This window comes from Fredinandcohnia onubensis, assembly GCF_002734285.1.
GTDB classification, from domain to species: domain Bacteria; phylum Bacillota; class Bacilli; order Bacillales; family Bacillaceae_L; genus Ferdinandcohnia; species Ferdinandcohnia onubensis_A.
Genome location: NZ_NSEA01000003.1, coordinates 330,313 through 345,794, shown reverse-complemented (window position 1 = coordinate 345,794; position 15,482 = coordinate 330,313). Strand labels below are relative to the sequence as shown.

General features: G+C 35.6%; 18 protein-coding genes. 7 read left to right on the top strand and 11 right to left on the bottom strand.

Annotation, left to right across the window (positions count from 1 at the left end; translation table 11 throughout):
- Position 1: 1 nt before the first annotated feature.
- Genes yqeK through CKJ95_RS04460 form a run of 6 tightly spaced genes read right to left on the bottom strand, consistent with a single transcriptional unit; the run spans position 2 to position 3,971 of the window.
- Positions 2 to 574: a bis(5'-nucleosyl)-tetraphosphatase (symmetrical) YqeK gene (yqeK, locus tag CKJ95_RS04485; protein WP_099352195.1), complete on the bottom strand. Its 573-nt coding sequence runs from the start codon at positions 572 to 574 to the stop codon at positions 2 to 4.
- On the bottom strand, positions 564 to 1,133 hold the full coding sequence (locus CKJ95_RS04480; RefSeq protein WP_099352194.1) for a nicotinate-nucleotide adenylyltransferase: 570 nt from the start codon (positions 1,131 to 1,133) through the stop codon (positions 564 to 566). Before CKJ95_RS04480 ends, yqeK begins: the two co-directional genes overlap by 11 nt.
- Positions 1,134 to 1,159: 26 nt before the next feature.
- Positions 1,160 to 1,462, bottom strand: a complete 303-nt coding sequence (gene yhbY / locus CKJ95_RS04475) for a ribosome assembly RNA-binding protein YhbY (RefSeq protein ID WP_099352193.1) — start codon at positions 1,460 to 1,462, stop codon at positions 1,160 to 1,162.
- Positions 1,456 to 2,301: a shikimate dehydrogenase gene (gene aroE, locus CKJ95_RS04470; protein ID WP_099352318.1), complete on the bottom strand. Its 846-nt coding sequence runs from the start codon at positions 2,299 to 2,301 to the stop codon at positions 1,456 to 1,458. Before aroE ends, yhbY begins: the two co-directional genes overlap by 7 nt.
- A 39-nt stretch (positions 2,302 to 2,340) precedes the next feature.
- Positions 2,341 to 3,450, bottom strand: coding sequence for a ribosome biogenesis GTPase YqeH (yqeH, locus tag CKJ95_RS04465; protein ID WP_099352192.1), 1,110 nt, complete (start codon positions 3,448 to 3,450; stop codon positions 2,341 to 2,343).
- A gap of 5 nt (positions 3,451 to 3,455) precedes the next feature.
- Positions 3,456 to 3,971 carry a YqeG family HAD IIIA-type phosphatase gene (locus CKJ95_RS04460; protein ID WP_099352191.1) on the bottom strand — a complete coding sequence of 172 codons (516 nt, stop codon included), beginning with the start codon at positions 3,969 to 3,971 and terminating at the stop codon, positions 3,456 to 3,458.
- Positions 3,972 to 4,377: 406 nt separating this feature from the next.
- Here CKJ95_RS04460 and CKJ95_RS04455 point away from each other — a divergent pair, with 406 nt between their 5' ends.
- Complete coding sequence (locus tag CKJ95_RS04455; RefSeq protein ID WP_099352317.1) at positions 4,378 to 4,518, top strand: sporulation histidine kinase inhibitor Sda; 141 nt, start codon at positions 4,378 to 4,380, stop codon at positions 4,516 to 4,518.
- Between the two features lie 21 nt (positions 4,519 to 4,539).
- On the opposite strand, the gene CKJ95_RS04450 is transcribed toward CKJ95_RS04455, so the two are convergent.
- A complete protein-coding gene (locus CKJ95_RS04450) occupies positions 4,540 to 5,340 on the bottom strand; it encodes a phosphatidylserine decarboxylase (RefSeq protein WP_099352190.1) in 801 nt (266 codons plus the stop codon).
- A 142-nt stretch (positions 5,341 to 5,482) separates the two neighbouring features.
- On the opposite strand from CKJ95_RS04450, the gene pssA reads away from it, so the two are divergent.
- On the top strand, positions 5,483 to 6,022 hold the full coding sequence (gene pssA / locus CKJ95_RS04445; RefSeq protein WP_099352189.1) for a CDP-diacylglycerol--serine O-phosphatidyltransferase: 540 nt from the start codon (positions 5,483 to 5,485) through the stop codon (positions 6,020 to 6,022).
- A 51-nt stretch (positions 6,023 to 6,073) separates the two neighbouring features.
- On the opposite strand, the gene CKJ95_RS04440 is transcribed toward pssA, so the two are convergent.
- The gene (locus CKJ95_RS04440; RefSeq protein WP_099352188.1) at positions 6,074 to 7,867 is read right to left on the bottom strand and encodes a M3 family oligoendopeptidase; all 1,794 of its coding nucleotides are present in this window, start codon (positions 7,865 to 7,867) and stop codon (positions 6,074 to 6,076) included.
- Positions 7,868 to 8,048: 181 nt separating this feature from the next.
- Here CKJ95_RS04440 and CKJ95_RS04435 point away from each other — a divergent pair, with 181 nt between their 5' ends.
- The 5 genes from CKJ95_RS04435 to sigK all read left to right on the top strand — a co-directional run bounded on the left by CKJ95_RS04435 (position 8,049) and on the right by sigK (position 13,006).
- Positions 8,049 to 9,602, top strand: coding sequence for a spore germination protein (locus CKJ95_RS04435; protein ID WP_099352316.1), 1,554 nt, complete (start codon positions 8,049 to 8,051; stop codon positions 9,600 to 9,602).
- Positions 9,603 to 9,605: 3 nt separating this feature from the next.
- Positions 9,606 to 10,715, top strand: coding sequence for a GerAB/ArcD/ProY family transporter (locus CKJ95_RS04430; RefSeq protein WP_099352187.1), 1,110 nt, complete (start codon positions 9,606 to 9,608; stop codon positions 10,713 to 10,715).
- Positions 10,690 to 11,946, top strand: coding sequence for a Ger(x)C family spore germination protein (locus tag CKJ95_RS04425; protein WP_099352186.1), 1,257 nt, complete (start codon positions 10,690 to 10,692; stop codon positions 11,944 to 11,946). Before CKJ95_RS04430 ends, CKJ95_RS04425 begins: the two co-directional genes overlap by 26 nt.
- A 3-nt stretch (positions 11,947 to 11,949) precedes the next feature.
- Positions 11,950 to 12,108 (top strand): hypothetical protein, encoded by a 159-nt coding sequence (locus tag CKJ95_RS23650; RefSeq protein WP_218962739.1) that lies wholly within the window; start codon positions 11,950 to 11,952, stop codon positions 12,106 to 12,108.
- 184 nt (positions 12,109 to 12,292) lie between these two features.
- A complete protein-coding gene (sigK, locus tag CKJ95_RS04420) occupies positions 12,293 to 13,006 on the top strand; it encodes an RNA polymerase sporulation sigma factor SigK (protein WP_099352185.1) in 714 nt (237 codons plus the stop codon).
- 467 nt (positions 13,007 to 13,473) lie between these two features.
- Here sigK and CKJ95_RS04415 read toward each other — a convergent pair whose 3' ends face one another.
- The 3 genes from CKJ95_RS04415 to CKJ95_RS04405 all read right to left on the bottom strand — a co-directional run bounded on the left by CKJ95_RS04415 (position 13,474) and on the right by CKJ95_RS04405 (position 15,481).
- Positions 13,474 to 13,614, bottom strand: a complete 141-nt coding sequence (locus tag CKJ95_RS04415) for a YrzI family small protein (protein ID WP_099352184.1) — start codon at positions 13,612 to 13,614, stop codon at positions 13,474 to 13,476.
- 367 nt (positions 13,615 to 13,981) lie between these two features.
- Positions 13,982 to 14,212 carry a YrhC family protein gene (locus CKJ95_RS04410; RefSeq protein WP_142353920.1) on the bottom strand — a complete coding sequence of 77 codons (231 nt, stop codon included), beginning with the start codon at positions 14,210 to 14,212 and terminating at the stop codon, positions 13,982 to 13,984.
- Positions 14,213 to 14,347: 135 nt separating this feature from the next.
- On the bottom strand, positions 14,348 to 15,481 hold the full coding sequence (locus CKJ95_RS04405; RefSeq protein WP_099352183.1) for a bifunctional cystathionine gamma-lyase/homocysteine desulfhydrase: 1,134 nt from the start codon (positions 15,479 to 15,481) through the stop codon (positions 14,348 to 14,350).
- Position 15,482 lies beyond the last annotated feature (1 nt).

Sequence of the window (15,482 nt, the reverse complement as noted above, 5' to 3'; positions counted from 1 at the left end):
CCTAGGATTCCCCCTTTTTATTTAAGATTAATGCATTGTATGTTTGCAAAGTATCGGGATAAATTGCTTGATTTTTTTTTACCAAAAACATGATGGTGTTTCTTAATGAATAGATGAGGGCTGTGTCTAAATCCTGTTTTGCGATTTCTCTAACTTCCTCTACACCAGGAAAATGTCGACCTGGCTCTATGTAATCTGCGACAAAAATAACCTTTTCAAGCAGAGTCATTTTTTCACGTCCAGATGTATGGAAGCGGATTGCATCAAGGATTTCTTCATCATGAATCCCTACCTCTGTCTTAACAAGATAGGCTCCAACCGGTGCATGCCAAAGTTCTGTATTATGAATTAATAAATCGTTTGGCATATGTTGGTCGATGATGATCTGCTTCATCTCTTCCTTTGATCTAAATTTCGCATAGTCATGGAATATGGCAGCCGTTTCGGCCTTTTTCACATCAGCATTATATCGGTTGGCCAATTCAATTGCTGTCTCCGTAACACCAAGTGTATGCTGATAACGGTGCTCCGTTAACTGTTCTTTAACAAGCTCAAGGGCCCTATCACGTTCCATATAAATGCTTCTCCTCTATATAGTTTCGTACTTTTTCAGGAACTAAATACATTGTATTTCTATTTTCCCTCAGTCTTTTTCTTATCATTGAAGAAGAGATATCTAATTGAGGAACATCTACTTCAACGATTGGATATTGAGTCGGAAAAGAATACCCTGGTCTTTTCACCCCAACAAACGTAATCAAATCCATGAGTTCATCAATTTTATGCCAATGTGGCAAATATTCAACCATGTCCCCACCAATGATAAAATAAAACTTTGTATCACGATATTGTTCACGTAACAATAGGATTGTGTCATATGTAAATGAGGGTCCTTCTCTATCCAGTTCAATTAACTGTAACTTGAATTTTGGTTGGCCTGAAATGGCTAGAGAGAGCATTTCAACCCGCTCCTCATCGGTCACATAACTTTTCCGTTCTTTGTGTGGAGGTATACGATTGGGCATAAACCAAATCTCCGAAAGATCTAGCTGCGTTAATACCTCTGATGCAATGAACAAATGACCAATATGGGGCGGATCAAATGTACCACCTATGATTCCGATATGGTTCATTTTCTCCCTCCTTTTCAGTTGGATGCTTACTTGTTAGCCTTTGGTAGCTCCAATTGCTTGTTTTCTTTAGACTGTTTGTACAGCACAATTGTATTTCCAATGATTTGAACCAGTTCAGCTTTTGCACCTTTGCTCAGCTCTTGCGCTACCGTTTCACGGTCATCCTCGCAGTTTTGAAGGACACTTACCTTTAATAGTTCACGAGCTTCTAGCGCATCGCTGATTTGTTTAATCATGTTGTCATTTACCCCACCCTTTCCAACCTGAAAGATCGGATCTAAATGATGGGCTTTGGATCGCAAAAATCGTTTTTGTTTACCTGTTAGCATGTTTTACCTCCTAATTGCTTTGTAACTAGTCTTTCCATTCTATCCGTATCTGGAAATATTCCTGTCCATTTTTCGAATGCTAAAGCACCCTGATAAACAAACATTCCAATTCCATTTTGCGTAATTGCACCACGTTCTCCAGCTTCACGCAAGAGCTTAGTTTCAAATGGATTATAAATGATATCACTTACGATTGTTTTTGGAGCCAAATTCTCCAGTCTAAGCGGCATGTCATCAACCTTGGGATGCATACCAACCGAAGTTGTATTGATAATGACTTTATATTTACCTAGATCACTCTCTGCATCCGCAAAAGCGAGTGAATGTGAGTCAACCTCGAATTTGCAATCATCAATAATGGCTTTTGCTCGGTCAACCGTACGATTTACAATATCAATTCTTTTCACACCCAATGCTGCTAATGAGATAAATATCCCTCTAGCTGCACCACCAGCTCCTATTATCAATACATTCGAAGAACGCAATTCCTCATTACTGATGACACGATTTAACGAACGGATAAATCCATTTCCGTCCGTGTTATAACCTACTAATTTCCCATTTTCATTTACAATCGTATTCACTGCACCGATATTCTTAGTAACCTCTTCAATTTCATCTAAATAGTCGATTACTTCTAATTTATGTGGAATTGTAACATTAATGCCCGATACCCCAAGTGCCCTTATTCCTTCAATTGCAGCTTTCACCTGGCCTTGTTCCACATGAAAAGCATGGTATCTTGCATAAAGCTTATAGTGTTCAAAAATATCATTGTGCATCATCGGTGACATCGAATGTGAAATGGGACTTCCAATTACCCCATATACTTTTTCCATTTCCTCACCCATTACCATTCATTTTACTACTGTCTCTTTTTAGATTAATGATTTTCTGATCATAACCCCAACGCCCTTTGGAACATGAGCTACTACCTTCGTATGTGGTTCATTAATCGTTACCCAACCCAATCCAGAGAAAACAATATCTGTTTTCGCTTCTTTGATCATGAATTCATGGGCAACCAGTGGTGGAAAATCATTTAATTCATTTTGGCCAGGAGGCTGCAAGAGCTCACCCTGATGTTTTTCATATAGTTCGTCAGCATTTTCAAGTTTTGTACGATGGATATTAAGCAAATTTGAGAAATGACAAACGAAAGACTGTCTGCCACCACTTACAAAATCAAACCTTGCTAAACCACCAAAAAACAAAGTTTGTCCTTCATTTAACTGAAAGACCTTCGGTTTAATTTCTTTCTTAGGTGTAATAACTTTTAAGTCTTGTTTTGATACAAAGTGTGCCATTTGATGGTGATTGATTATTCCTGGAGTATCAAATAAGGAATGCTCCTCATCAAGAGGAATATCAATAATATCTAATGTTGTACCTGGGAAGTGAGAAGTAGTAATGATGTCCTCCTTCTCTCCGCTAAATTCCTTAATCAGACGATTGATGAATGTGGACTTTCCGACATTCGTACACCCTACTACATATACATCTTTTCCTGAGCGGTAGTGCTCAATTGCTTCAGCTACCTCCTTGATGCCTGTACCTTTTTCTGCACTAATTAAAAAGACATCTACCGGTTTTAAGCCAAGTTCTCGAGATGATTCTTTCATCCAATTTACTAGTTTTTTTGGTTTTACCGATTTCGGTAGCAAATCTACTTTATTACCGACTAATAGTATATTATTGTTCCCCACAAATCGGTGAAGACCTGGTAACCAGCTGCCGTTAAAGTCGAATATATCAACAATTTTTACGATTAATGCATTGGTAGAGCCGATCCCGTGTAAGATTTTCAAAAAGTCATCATCCGTTAAAGAAACATCTTGTACTTCATTATAATGCTTTAATTTAAAGCATCGTTGGCATATGACTTTATCCTTTTCTAAAGCAGATGCTGGTGCATATCCTAATTTTGTTTCGTCAGCTGTTTGGATTTCTACTCCACAGCCAATACAGCTAATTTTTTCTTGTTCCACTCTATTTAATCCTCCCAATAAAGCATTCCACGACGCTTCATCCAAGTTAATATTCTTCTTTCGACTAGGCGGTTAAATTTTGTAAAAAAACCGTCTGTTTGGGCAACTGGAACAACTAGAATCGTATGCAAGCCACTCCGATTCCCACCGAAGACATCTGTTAGAAGTTGATCACCGATTACAACAACTTCATCCTTTTGTAGACCCATTTCCTTTACTGCGCGCTTAAAAGCACGTACCAATGGTTTTCTCGCCTCAAAAATAAATGGAATACCTAGTGGATCTGCAAATTCTTTTACTCGTTTTTCATTATTATTTGAGACAATTGTTACGGTAATACCTTGCTCCTTAATCTCCTTAAACCATTCAACAAGTTCTGGAGTTGCACTTGGGCGATCCCATTCTACCAAAGTATTATCTAAATCGGTAATGACACCTTTGATGCCTAGTTCTTTTAATTTGCTTGGTGAAACCTCAAAAACTGATTTCACATGTTCATTTGGTAAAAAAACATTTAACAATTTGTTTACACCTCTCTCGGACTACCCTTTTTATACCCATCCTATCATAACGAATTAATATGATTTCCACAAAGCAAAAAGATGACAAAACGCATGATAATATTACATTTTTTATACAAAAAATAAAAAGTTTTCGACAAAAGTCAGTAAATTTCAACACCTGTGGATAATCTTATGCACATTTTACACAGCGATATACATAGATTTCCATATTTTATAAACAAAATACCCACAGGTTATCCACCATTTCCTGTGGATAACAGAACGGTTGTTCTATTATTTTTTTCATGATAGAGTTAATTTAACAACTAAGAATAACATAATAGTATATGCAACATGAGATACATTAGAACATCTTACACGTAAATAATTTAGGAGGTGAATGGCCAACTATTGGCAGTATGATATGAAAAAATTATCAGATGACTTGTTAGTTGAATCTTATTTTAAAGCAATAAAATTAAAGCTAAGTCCTGATTTTATTCACCTTATTGAAACTGAAATAATGCGCAGATCATTGGGACATAAAATTAGAAATATATCATAATTCATTTATTTAAAGAGCCAATTAGTGGCTCTTTTTTTCTTTATCATTCATTACCCCTAAAACTTCACCTACTTTAATATCTGTCGAGGCATTCATTTCAGGGCTAAGCATAAAACTGTCTTTTTCAAATAACAATATGACGGTTGAGCCAAATGAAAAGTAAGCAATTTCTTCCCCTTTTTCCACAGTATCACTTGTATATGTAGTTTCTATACTATTTACAAACATTGCACCAACCTTTACCATCGCAACATATGAATCATTGCCCTTTATTTCTGTGATTTTTCTAAAGTTCTTGGATAAAGGATCTCTACCATATTTTAACCCTAGTCGATTAACTGGATACGATTTCCGACCTAATTCCCATTGCTTTGTTACGACCCCAGAAATTGGACTGTGAATTCGATGATAGTGGCTTGGGCTTAAATAAAGAATAAGGAAGGTACCACCTATGTATTTTGAAAGCGACTCTTCATCTCCAAGCATTTCCGCAACGTGGTAGTGCTTACCCTTTACAATCATTTCTTTTGAAGCGGTAATAATCCCCGTTTCTTCAATGACAGCATCAACAGGACTAATCACCGTATTTTCGGTTTGATCGATTTGCCTACTTTCTTTTCTAAGCCGTCTTATAAAAAGGTCATGTAAGGTTGAGAACTCAGTCAAGTTTTTTTCCATTTCTGCTTGGTTAATCTTGTATATTTTCGCGTAACTCGGAATAAGTATAGCACTAACTCTTGATTGTGAAAATTTTTTTAAAATCGCCGATGAAAAACGATGATTTGTTAATTCTATAAAAAAGCGATAAAGCCATTTTTGCAAACCCAATTCCTCCTAGGATATAACAATTCTCTTTACAAAAGCAAAATAGAACGAATAAAATAAGATTAATAAAGTGATACTATACTATTTTATTGATTTTTGGTCCTTTTTACAAAGACTTTTCCAAGAAAGGAGTGATGAGATGTTTTTATTAGAATATTTAGATTCAACTTTTAAAAAGCTTAAAGCACACACAGCTAATATTCTTACTTTAATTAACTTAAGCTTAGGTGGTTTTTCAATATTATTTATTCTTAAAAACGAATTAAATTTAGGATTATTGTTGATCTTTTTAGCTGCTCTTGCTGATCGATTTGATGGAATGGTAGCAAGAAAATTTCAAATTGAATCTGAGCTTGGAAAACAGCTTGACTCGATGTGTGATATTATTTCATTTGGAGTCGCACCTGCACTTTTATTATACCAAGGAATTATTCATGAATTCGGAGCACCTGGAATGTTTTTCACCGTTTTTTATATCGGATGCGGGGCATTTCGTTTAGCAAAATTCAATATTAGCGACAATAAAGGCTTCTTCGTTGGCTTACCAATTACAGCTGCAGGCTGTCTTTTGACATTAAGCTTCTTAGCAATCCCTTATGTTTCTCCTCAATTTTTTATTTACCTCATGATTATTCTGTCCTTCCTGATGGTTGGTACATTTAAATTAAGGAAAGTTTAATTCAAATTCAAAAACACCTATCCACTTTTAACAGCAGATAGGTGTTTTTTCTTACTTTGTTAGTTCTAAAAATTCCTCAACATCTTTTATAGAGAGTTTTACTGCCTTTTCCCAGAAGTCGCGCTTTGTTAAATCAACACCTAGGTGTTTTGCAGCAAGATCTTCTACTTTCATGCTTGCTGTATCCTTTAACAGTGCAATGTACTTCTCTTCGTAATCTGTTCCCTCTTCTAATGCTTTCGCGTAAATACCTAAAGAGAATAAATAACCAAATGTATATGGGAAGTTATAAAAAGGTACTCCCGTAATATAGAAATGCATTTTTGACGCCCAGAATTGTGGATGATATTCCTCTAATGCTCCACAGTATGCTTCCTTCTGCGCTTCAAGCATGAGTTCATTAAGACGTTCCGTGCTTACAATTCCTTGTTTACGCTCCTCATAAAATCTAGTTTCAAATAGGAAACGAGCATGAATATTCATATAAAATGCAACACTTCGTTGAATTTTGTCCTCTAGAAGTGCGAGCTTTTCATCTTCTGATTTTGCATTCTTTACTGATGCATCAGCGACAATCATTTCTGCGAACGTGGATGCAGTTTCTGCAACGTTCATAGCATAACTACGGTTTAACGTGTGAACCCCTGCCATTGCATGCTGATGGAATGCATGGCCAAGCTCATGGGCAAGCGTTGATACATTAGATGGAGTTCCTGAGAACGTCATAAAGATTCTAGATTGATTGCTCTCAGGGAAGCTCGTACAGAATCCGCCTGGTCGCTTACCAGGACGATCTTCAGCCTCGATCCAGCTATCTTCAAATGCTTTTTGGGTAAATTCAGTAAGCTCAGTGCCAAACTTACTAAATTGTTCTAAAATAAATTCCGCACCTTCTTGATAGGACACCCTAGTTTCAGTTTGCCCAACGGGTGCATCCAGATCATACCAACTAAGTTTATTTAGACCTAATACCTTTGCTTTACGGTTCAAATACTCCACAAATGGAGCTTTGTATTCCGTAATGACAGACCACATGGTTTCAAGCGTTTCCTTAGACATTCTGTTTATATCCAGCGGTTCTCGAAGAACATTTTCCCAACCTCGTGCTTTATATACATTTAAACGGAACCCACCAAGATGATTCAGCGATTCACCAATATAATCTGAATGTTCAGCCCAGGCTTTTTCCCATTGCTCAAACATCGTTTTACGAACATTACGGTCAGAGCTTGAAAATTTGTTAAATGCTTGTCCAACAGAAAGTTGTTTTTCCTCACCATTTTCCTCAAATGGAACTTTGATGTTTCCAACTACCATATTATAAAGCTGTCCCCATGCATGATAGCCATCAACACCTAAAGCATTAATTAGGTTTTCTTGCTCAAGAGATAGCTTTTCTTTTGCTCTCGCTCTTCTTTCTTCTAATACATACGATAGCTCATTTAATGGTTCCTCTGATAAAAGGTTAGTCCAAACAGATTCCTCTACTGCAACTAGCTTTTGATCAAAAGCAGTAAGGACGGATTGAAGTTGTGCACTTAACTGTGTTGTTTTTCCTTGTAAAAGAGTAGCTCCACGATCTGTAGTATCCTGTGCTGTCAAACAGCTAACAAAGGCACCTGCTTGGCGAAGCTTTTTAAAAGAAGATTGGAAAGCATTTAGTATGTTTAATAATTCGCCTTTATCTTTTTCATTTGTTGGTACTTGAAAAGCGTCAACTAAAGCATTGAATTCTGAAAGTTCCTTATGTAGCGCTTCCAAGAAGGAGTGAAATGCAGCTGAACTGCTCCCTCCTTCAAAAAATACGTCTAAATCCCATTTTTGTTCATATGTACTGGTACTCAAATTATTTCCCCCTTCTTAATTATTTAGACTCTCTAAATAATTTATATGATTCATTATAAAGGGAGTTTTATAAAATTTCTATCATTTCGTGAAGTTTTTACCTTTTCTTAAGCTTTTTGATCTCTCTGAATTAAAATATACCTTTAGTGGCAAACTTAGGAAAAACCCGGAGTTGTTTGTAATGAAGAAGAAATTAATTCAAAACTATATAGATAAGTTTAAAAACGCTAATCTAGACCCCGAACAATATCCGGAAGAATCAGCGGAAGAAGAAATACAATTAAAAAAGCAAAAAATTGACCTAGATCTTCAGAGAAACATTTCCATTTTGAAGGAATTATATACAATACCTGAGAACAATGATGTAAAGATTCATAACTTTTCAATCGGCGGATTAAATAAAGAAGCTGCAATATTGTTTATTTCAACCATTACTGATGTGGACATGATTAATGGACATATACTTGATCCGTTGCTAAAAAATGAAGATCAATCAAAGGAAATCCAAAACCTTATTGAAGTCCAATCCTTTTCAAAGGCACAACAAATACAGGATGTTGTCAACAGTGCAAATCAAGGAAACTCGATATTACTAATTGATGGTGAGCAATTTGCATTTGTCTTCGGAACTTCTAATTTTCAAAGTAGGTCCGTTGAAAAAGCCGAAAACGAAGTAGTAATTAAGGGCCCAAAAGAAGCATTTAACGAAAAGGTAGATACAAATATTTCACTGATTCGAAAAAAAATTAGAAGTGAAAACTTAGTGGTTGAGCAAACCACTATATCTAAACGTTCTCATAATGAACTGTATATTCTATATATCAAGGATCTTGCAAACGAAAAAATGATCAAAAATATTAAAGAAAGAGTAAGTGCTTTGGATGTAGATGCAATCCAAAACCTTTCTCTATTAGAACAATATATTGAAGAAAGGCCGAAATCAATATTCCCTAGTCTTTTGTATACTGAAAGACCTGATCGTACTTCATCCTTCTTAGAAGACGGATATATAGCCTTATTAATGAATAACTCACCTGCAGCATTAATATTACCAGCAACATTTTGGTCTTTTATTCATAACCCTGAAGATCATTATTTACGGTTTATTTATGGGAATTTTATACGAATAATGCGGGTATTTGCCTTATTTATTACCCTTTTTGGATCTGCAATTTATGTTTCAGTTACCAATTATCACTCAGAAATGGTTCCAACCGACCTTTTATTAGCTATTTCTGCCACACGCGAAAAGGTTCCCTTTCCATCTCTAATTGAAATTATTATGATGGAAATTGCATTTGAGTTAATTAGGGAGGCCGGACTTCGAGTCCCTAACCCGATCGGGCCAACAATTGGTATTGTTGGAGCTCTAATATTAGGTCAAGCAGCTGTACAGGCGAATATTGTCAGTCCGATTGTCGTAATTGTTGTAGCATTAGGCGGATTATGTTCCTTTACAATTAGTGATGTTAGTATGAATTTTGCCATAAGAATCGTTCGTTTTGCGTTTATTTTATCAGCAGGTTTTTTTGGAATTTATGGTATGACTGCCATGTTTACCATAGGATTGTTTTACATGGTGTCCATTAAAACGTTTGGTGTTCCTTATTTATCACCAATGTCGCCTAAATATAAGTCTTCTGAAGATACTATCATTCGAAAAATACTCAAAAATGAAAGATTACGTCCTGGCTATCTAAAACCAAAGGACATCACTAAAAAGGCAGAGGAATAGAAAATGGAGCAATCTAGAGGGAAAATCGGAATAAGAGAATATGTGGCTATTTTACTCCTAACTGTGGGTGTAAAGTTATCAGATGATACACCGGCGATTTTTGCTGATTTCCTAAAGAACGCAATATGGATGGCACCCATCCTAATTGGAATATTATCGATTATACCGATTTATTTCACGATAAAGGTTATTACAGCTTACAAGAATAAAAATTTACATGATGTAATCCTTCATTTATTTGGAAGATATATTGGCAATTTCTTATCATGTATACTAGTTCTCTCAGGTTTCTTGGCGCTTACTTTTGATTCAGCCATGTATATTGATATTATTGGTACGATGTATTTTACTGAAACACCAATATTAATTATTTACATTGTATTTATGTTTGTTTGTGCTTATGGAGCTAAAAAAGGACTTGAACATATTGGCTCCGTTTCTTGGTTAGTTCTTTTCTATATCAAATTCACACTATTAATTGCATTTATCTTAGCATTAAGGGAGAGTAGAATACCCCATATATTCCCGATTTTTGGTCCTGGTTATTGGGAAGTAGTAAAAAGGAGTACTTCCCATGTTTCCATTTTTGCAGAATTCTTTTTTATCGGTTTAATTGCTCCCTATATTGCATCTGTAAAAGCATTTAAAAAAGGAACATGGATCGCTCTAGTTATACTCGTTATTGAGATGACCATTTCATTTCTTGTGTATTTACTCGTCTTCGACTTTGAAGGTTTAAAATTTCTGGATTATCCATATCAAGAGTTAATTCGCCTGATTAGGCTTGGATTTTTAACAAACATCGAAACCTTTTTCTTTCCATTTTGGATTATTGCCTCATTTATTCGATTCTCATTCTATTTATATCTAATTTCAATATTTTTGGGAGGCATTTTTAATATTAAGAAGTTTGAGTATCTGGCTCCAATAATTGCGACGATTACTGTTATTTTTGGAGTTGCCCCTGAAGCGCCAACCTTTACAGTCTTTTCAATAAGAGAAATTATATTAAATATTATGAGCCCAATTTTTGTGTTAGTTCCTTGTCTTATGTGGATACTCGCGAAAGTAAGAGGGGATTTGAAGCATGAAAAAACGAAACAAAATAATTAGACTCATATTCGTATTTTCTACATTATTAATATTAGTTGGTTGCTGGGATATAGAGGAAATTGACCAAAGAGCCTATGTACTAGGTATAGGTTTAGACAAATCCGAAACGGAAGGTTTTTTAAAAATTACGTATTTAATTTCAAATCCGGAAACAGGTTCAACACAACAAGGTGGTGGTGGAAATGAACCCACCCATGAAATTATCACTTTCACTTCCTCAAGTTTTATTGAATCTCAAAATATCGCTAACGCAGTAATAGCAAAGGCTATTACATACGACATTTTGGACTTTTATGTTGTTTCAGAAGAACTTGCGAAAGATGCAAAATTTGTTCGTTGGATTTATGATGCAACTAAAGATCGTGAGATTAGACGTGATACGAAAATCATCGTAACGAAGGAAGATGCAAGTACATTTATTAGCAAAAACAAACCGAAATTAGAAACTAGAAGGCATGAATACTTTGAAGTAATCTTTAAAAATGCAACTGAAATTGGCTTAGTGCCTAATTCGGAAATACATAATTTTTTTAGAATAACCGAAGGGGATGCAGAACTATTTACTACTGCTTATGCAACAACAGAGTTAGATGAGGATACAGCTAATAAAAATATTGATGAAGAATTAATTGCTGGAAAAATGAAGGTGACTGGAAATACGAATCCTGCACAATTTCTTGGCTCAGCCGTCTTTAAAGAAGGACGAATGGTTGGAAAATTAACCGTGCAAGAGACACGAATTTCTAAACTGTTAAACAAATGGAGGGATAAACCAAGCTTTTTAGTTTCTATGCCTGATCCCTTTTTGAAAGAGTTTTTTATTACTGCACGATTTTCACAGCTAAAAGCACCACAAATTAATATTGATGTATCGAAGAAGGCGCCCAAGATCATGGTAAAAGTCCCAATTCAAGCTGAGATTTTGACAGATCACAGTATGGTCAATTATGCAGAAGATGAAGAGAAAAGAAATGAATTGAAAGAACATATCATTAGAGGCTTCGAAACAAGAATAAGTGATCTTGTTAAACGAAGCCAAGAGGAGTTTAAAGCAGATCTATTTGGTTTTTCTCTTACAGCAAGAAAACAATTCTTAACCATACCAGAGTGGGAGAACTACGATTGGATGAAATCTTATCCTGAAGCAGATATTAGGGTCAGTGTCGATATCACATTTGGAGAATTTGGGCGACAATCTGAATTACCAACATACGAAAGGATAAGGGACTAACGTATGACCGCAATAACATATTTGTTGTTGATAATCATGTTTCTCTATACAATCATGTTTTCCGTTTCCCTCTGGAAGGATAAAAACAAATCAGGTTCCATTGTTGTATTTGGATTAGCTATAATCATAGCTATTGGACCTTTTTTTACAATCTTTAAATAAATTAAATTTATTGTTAGGGCTGTTGGTGTATAAAAGATCGTCTTTTGTACTATCATCAGCTTTTTTACATTGGACAGACACAAGGAAGCAACTTACTACATAACATTAAGTAATGGGCAAACGCCTAGGGTAGTAGTGTAATGGATATGCATACATACACTACGATATATGTGGAGGTGAGCGAATGTCTGGACTTTTAGCAGCATTAGGCTATTTTGTAAAAGAATTATTATTTTTAGTATCTTATGTAAAAAATAATGCTTTTCCTCAACCGTTATCATCTTCTGATGAGAAGAAATACTTACAATTGTTGGCCGAGGGAAATGAACATGCTCGGAATGTGTTAATTGAACATAATCTACGGTTAGTCGCTCATATAGTAAAAAAATTCGAAAACACAGGTGAGGACACAGAGGATCTCATTTCAATTGGGACTATCGGTTTGATTAAGGCCATCGAAAGCTATTCACAAGGAAAAGGGACAAAACTTGCTACGTATGCAGCAAGATGTATTGAAAATGAAATTTTAATGCATTTGCGTGCTCTAAAAAAGACAAAAAAGGATGTTTCTCTTCATGATCCAATTGGCCAGGATAAAGAAGGAAATGAAATTAGTCTAATTGATGTGTTGAAATCTGAAACGGAAGATGTGATTGAAACCATCCAATTAAATATGGAGCTTGAGAAGATCAAAGAATACATTGATGTCCTCGATGACCGGGAAAAGGAAGTAATTGTGGGCAGGTTCGGACTTGATTTAAAGAAGGAAAAAACACAGCGTGAAATTGCAAAAGAGCTTGGTATCTCAAGAAGCTATGTCTCACGGATTGAAAAGCGTGCATTAATGAAAATGTTCCATGAATTTTATCGAGCAGAAAAAGAAAAAAGAAGGACATAAAAATAGGGTGGTCTGCTAGATATGCAGTCCACCCTTTTCTTATCTAATTATCCTATAACTCTACACTTACCTCTGTTCCAATAATAATGGCAATAACAGCTGTAATAACAAGCCCCATAACGATCATAAACATATAAATCATCCTCCATAAAGAGATGTATTTCTTACTTTTACTTTATCACTTACGAACTGTGTAAACGTTATCCACTTTTGAACATTGTGTTAAAGAAATTTGACAAAATTAAGACGGAAGGAGCGCCTAGCATGGCGCTCCTTTCAATTTATTATTTATTTTTCTTTGAAAATAAAATGGTAAAAATCAGTACATGTACCGAAAGCATCGGAAACTCCTCCTATGATTTTTAGTACGTTAGGTGGAATCTTTCTCCACAAATAACCAAGCTATAATCGGACAATTTCTCATTAACATTTTCATCATTCCCCTTTCCAATTTTTATTTTTGTTGATTAGAATAAGCGCATCATTGAATATTGGCGTTCCTTCATTTCTTCCATATGTTTATTAACTTTTTCTTCATGTACATATTCTTCGATTGACTTTTGACGTTTTGAAATTGAGATCGTTAAGAAAAATAGATTGATGGTCATTATTTACTCACCTCCTTTGTTTGTTAGCTATACATCTTAAAATTCGTGTAGGAAAAATTGGCACCAAAAAGCCACAGGCATACGAGTCCTGTGGCGTTAAAGGCATAATAAAGCCACAGGCGTACTATTCCACCTGTGGCATGATTAACGTATCAAATAAAATTAAAAATTAATCACCGGTTTGGTCGAATAGATTGTTTCATATGAAGTTGTGATATTTGTAGCAATAGCATTTAATTTAATCATTTTATTCGACCTCCTTTTATCATTAATTTTTCCTACTGTGGTAATTATAACCAATTAAGGTACACATGTAAACACTTTTTTGCAAAAAAATTCCTTCACCAAAAATTTAGGTGAAGGACTATTAATCTTCGAGTTGTTTTTTATATTTAATCACTAAAATAAAAAATGTAAATGACAAGCTTAAGAGAATGAGTGTAGAACCCATCATTGTATATAGTTGAAACGGAGAACGTCCCTCCGGAATGATAACACCGATATATAAAAATACACTTAAAACAAGAAGGATATATCCGAAGTTTGTGTAGTCTGTGACTTTAGTACGCAGGTTTTTCACTTGTTTATTTTGTTCCATCATGTCTCACCTACCAAATTATTAAACTTCTACCCTATAATATCATAGCTTGATAGGTTGTTAAGAATGTAAATTTTAGCAGTTTAATTCCCCCAAAAAAACCTCTAACCCTTAAATGAGCCAGAGGTTTACTTCTTATTGTAAGCTTTGTTCGAGGTCTTCGATTAAGTCTTCAACATCTTCTAATCCAACAGAGATCCGTACTAGCCCATCTCCAATGCCTAATTCTGCACGGCGATCTGCTGGAATGGAGGCGTGGGTCATTTTAGCTGGCACAGAAATTAAGCTTTCGACTGCCCCTAAACTTTCCGCTAAGGTAAAGTATTTAACTTTCCTTAATAGCTTATCTGCATTTTCTTCACTGCCAACATCAAAGGATACCATACCACCAAATCCTTTTGCTTGTTCTTTCGCAATGGCGTGATTTGGATGTGATTCAATCCCAGGATAGTATACCTTTTTAACTGCTGGATGGTTTTGAAGGAACTCGACTATTTTATTCGTATTTTCCTCATGCTCTTCCATCCGTACTCCAAGTGTACGTATCCCACGAATTAACAACCAGGAGTCCTGAGGACCAAGTACACCACCCGTTGAGTTTTGAACAAAATGCAATTCTTCACCTAGCTTAGCGGAGTTAACAACCGCAAGACCAGCTACTACATCACTATGACCACCAATATACTTGGTAGCACTGTGTAAGACAATATCAGCACCTAGAGCTATTGGTGTTTGCCAATATGGCGTGCTAAACGTGTTATCAACGATAGTTAAAAGGTTATGTTTCTTTGCAATTTCTGAAGCACCTTTAATATCGGTAATTTTTAATAAAGGATTTGTCGGAGATTCGATGTAAATTGCTTTTGTATTTTCACGAATCTCACCCTCAATATTGTCTAGATTGCTTGTATCAACAAAGGTTGAATCAATACCTAGTCGATTAAGAACCTTTGTCATTATGCGATATGTACCGCCGTACACATCGTCTGTTAAAATGACATGGTCTCCGCTGTTAAATAACATCATTACGGCTGTGATTGCAGCCATACCTGAGCCAAATGCAAAGCCTCTTTCTCCACCTTCAATGTCCTTGATTAATTCTTCTAGTGCATGTCTGGTTGGATTTCCGGTTCGTGAATATTCAAAGCCTTTATGGCCTCCGATACCTTCTTGTTTATAAGTGCTAACCTGATAGATAGGCGTATTAACCGCACCTGTCTGTGGATCCTCGCCAACTCCTCCATGAATAAGCATTGTTTTACGTTTCATT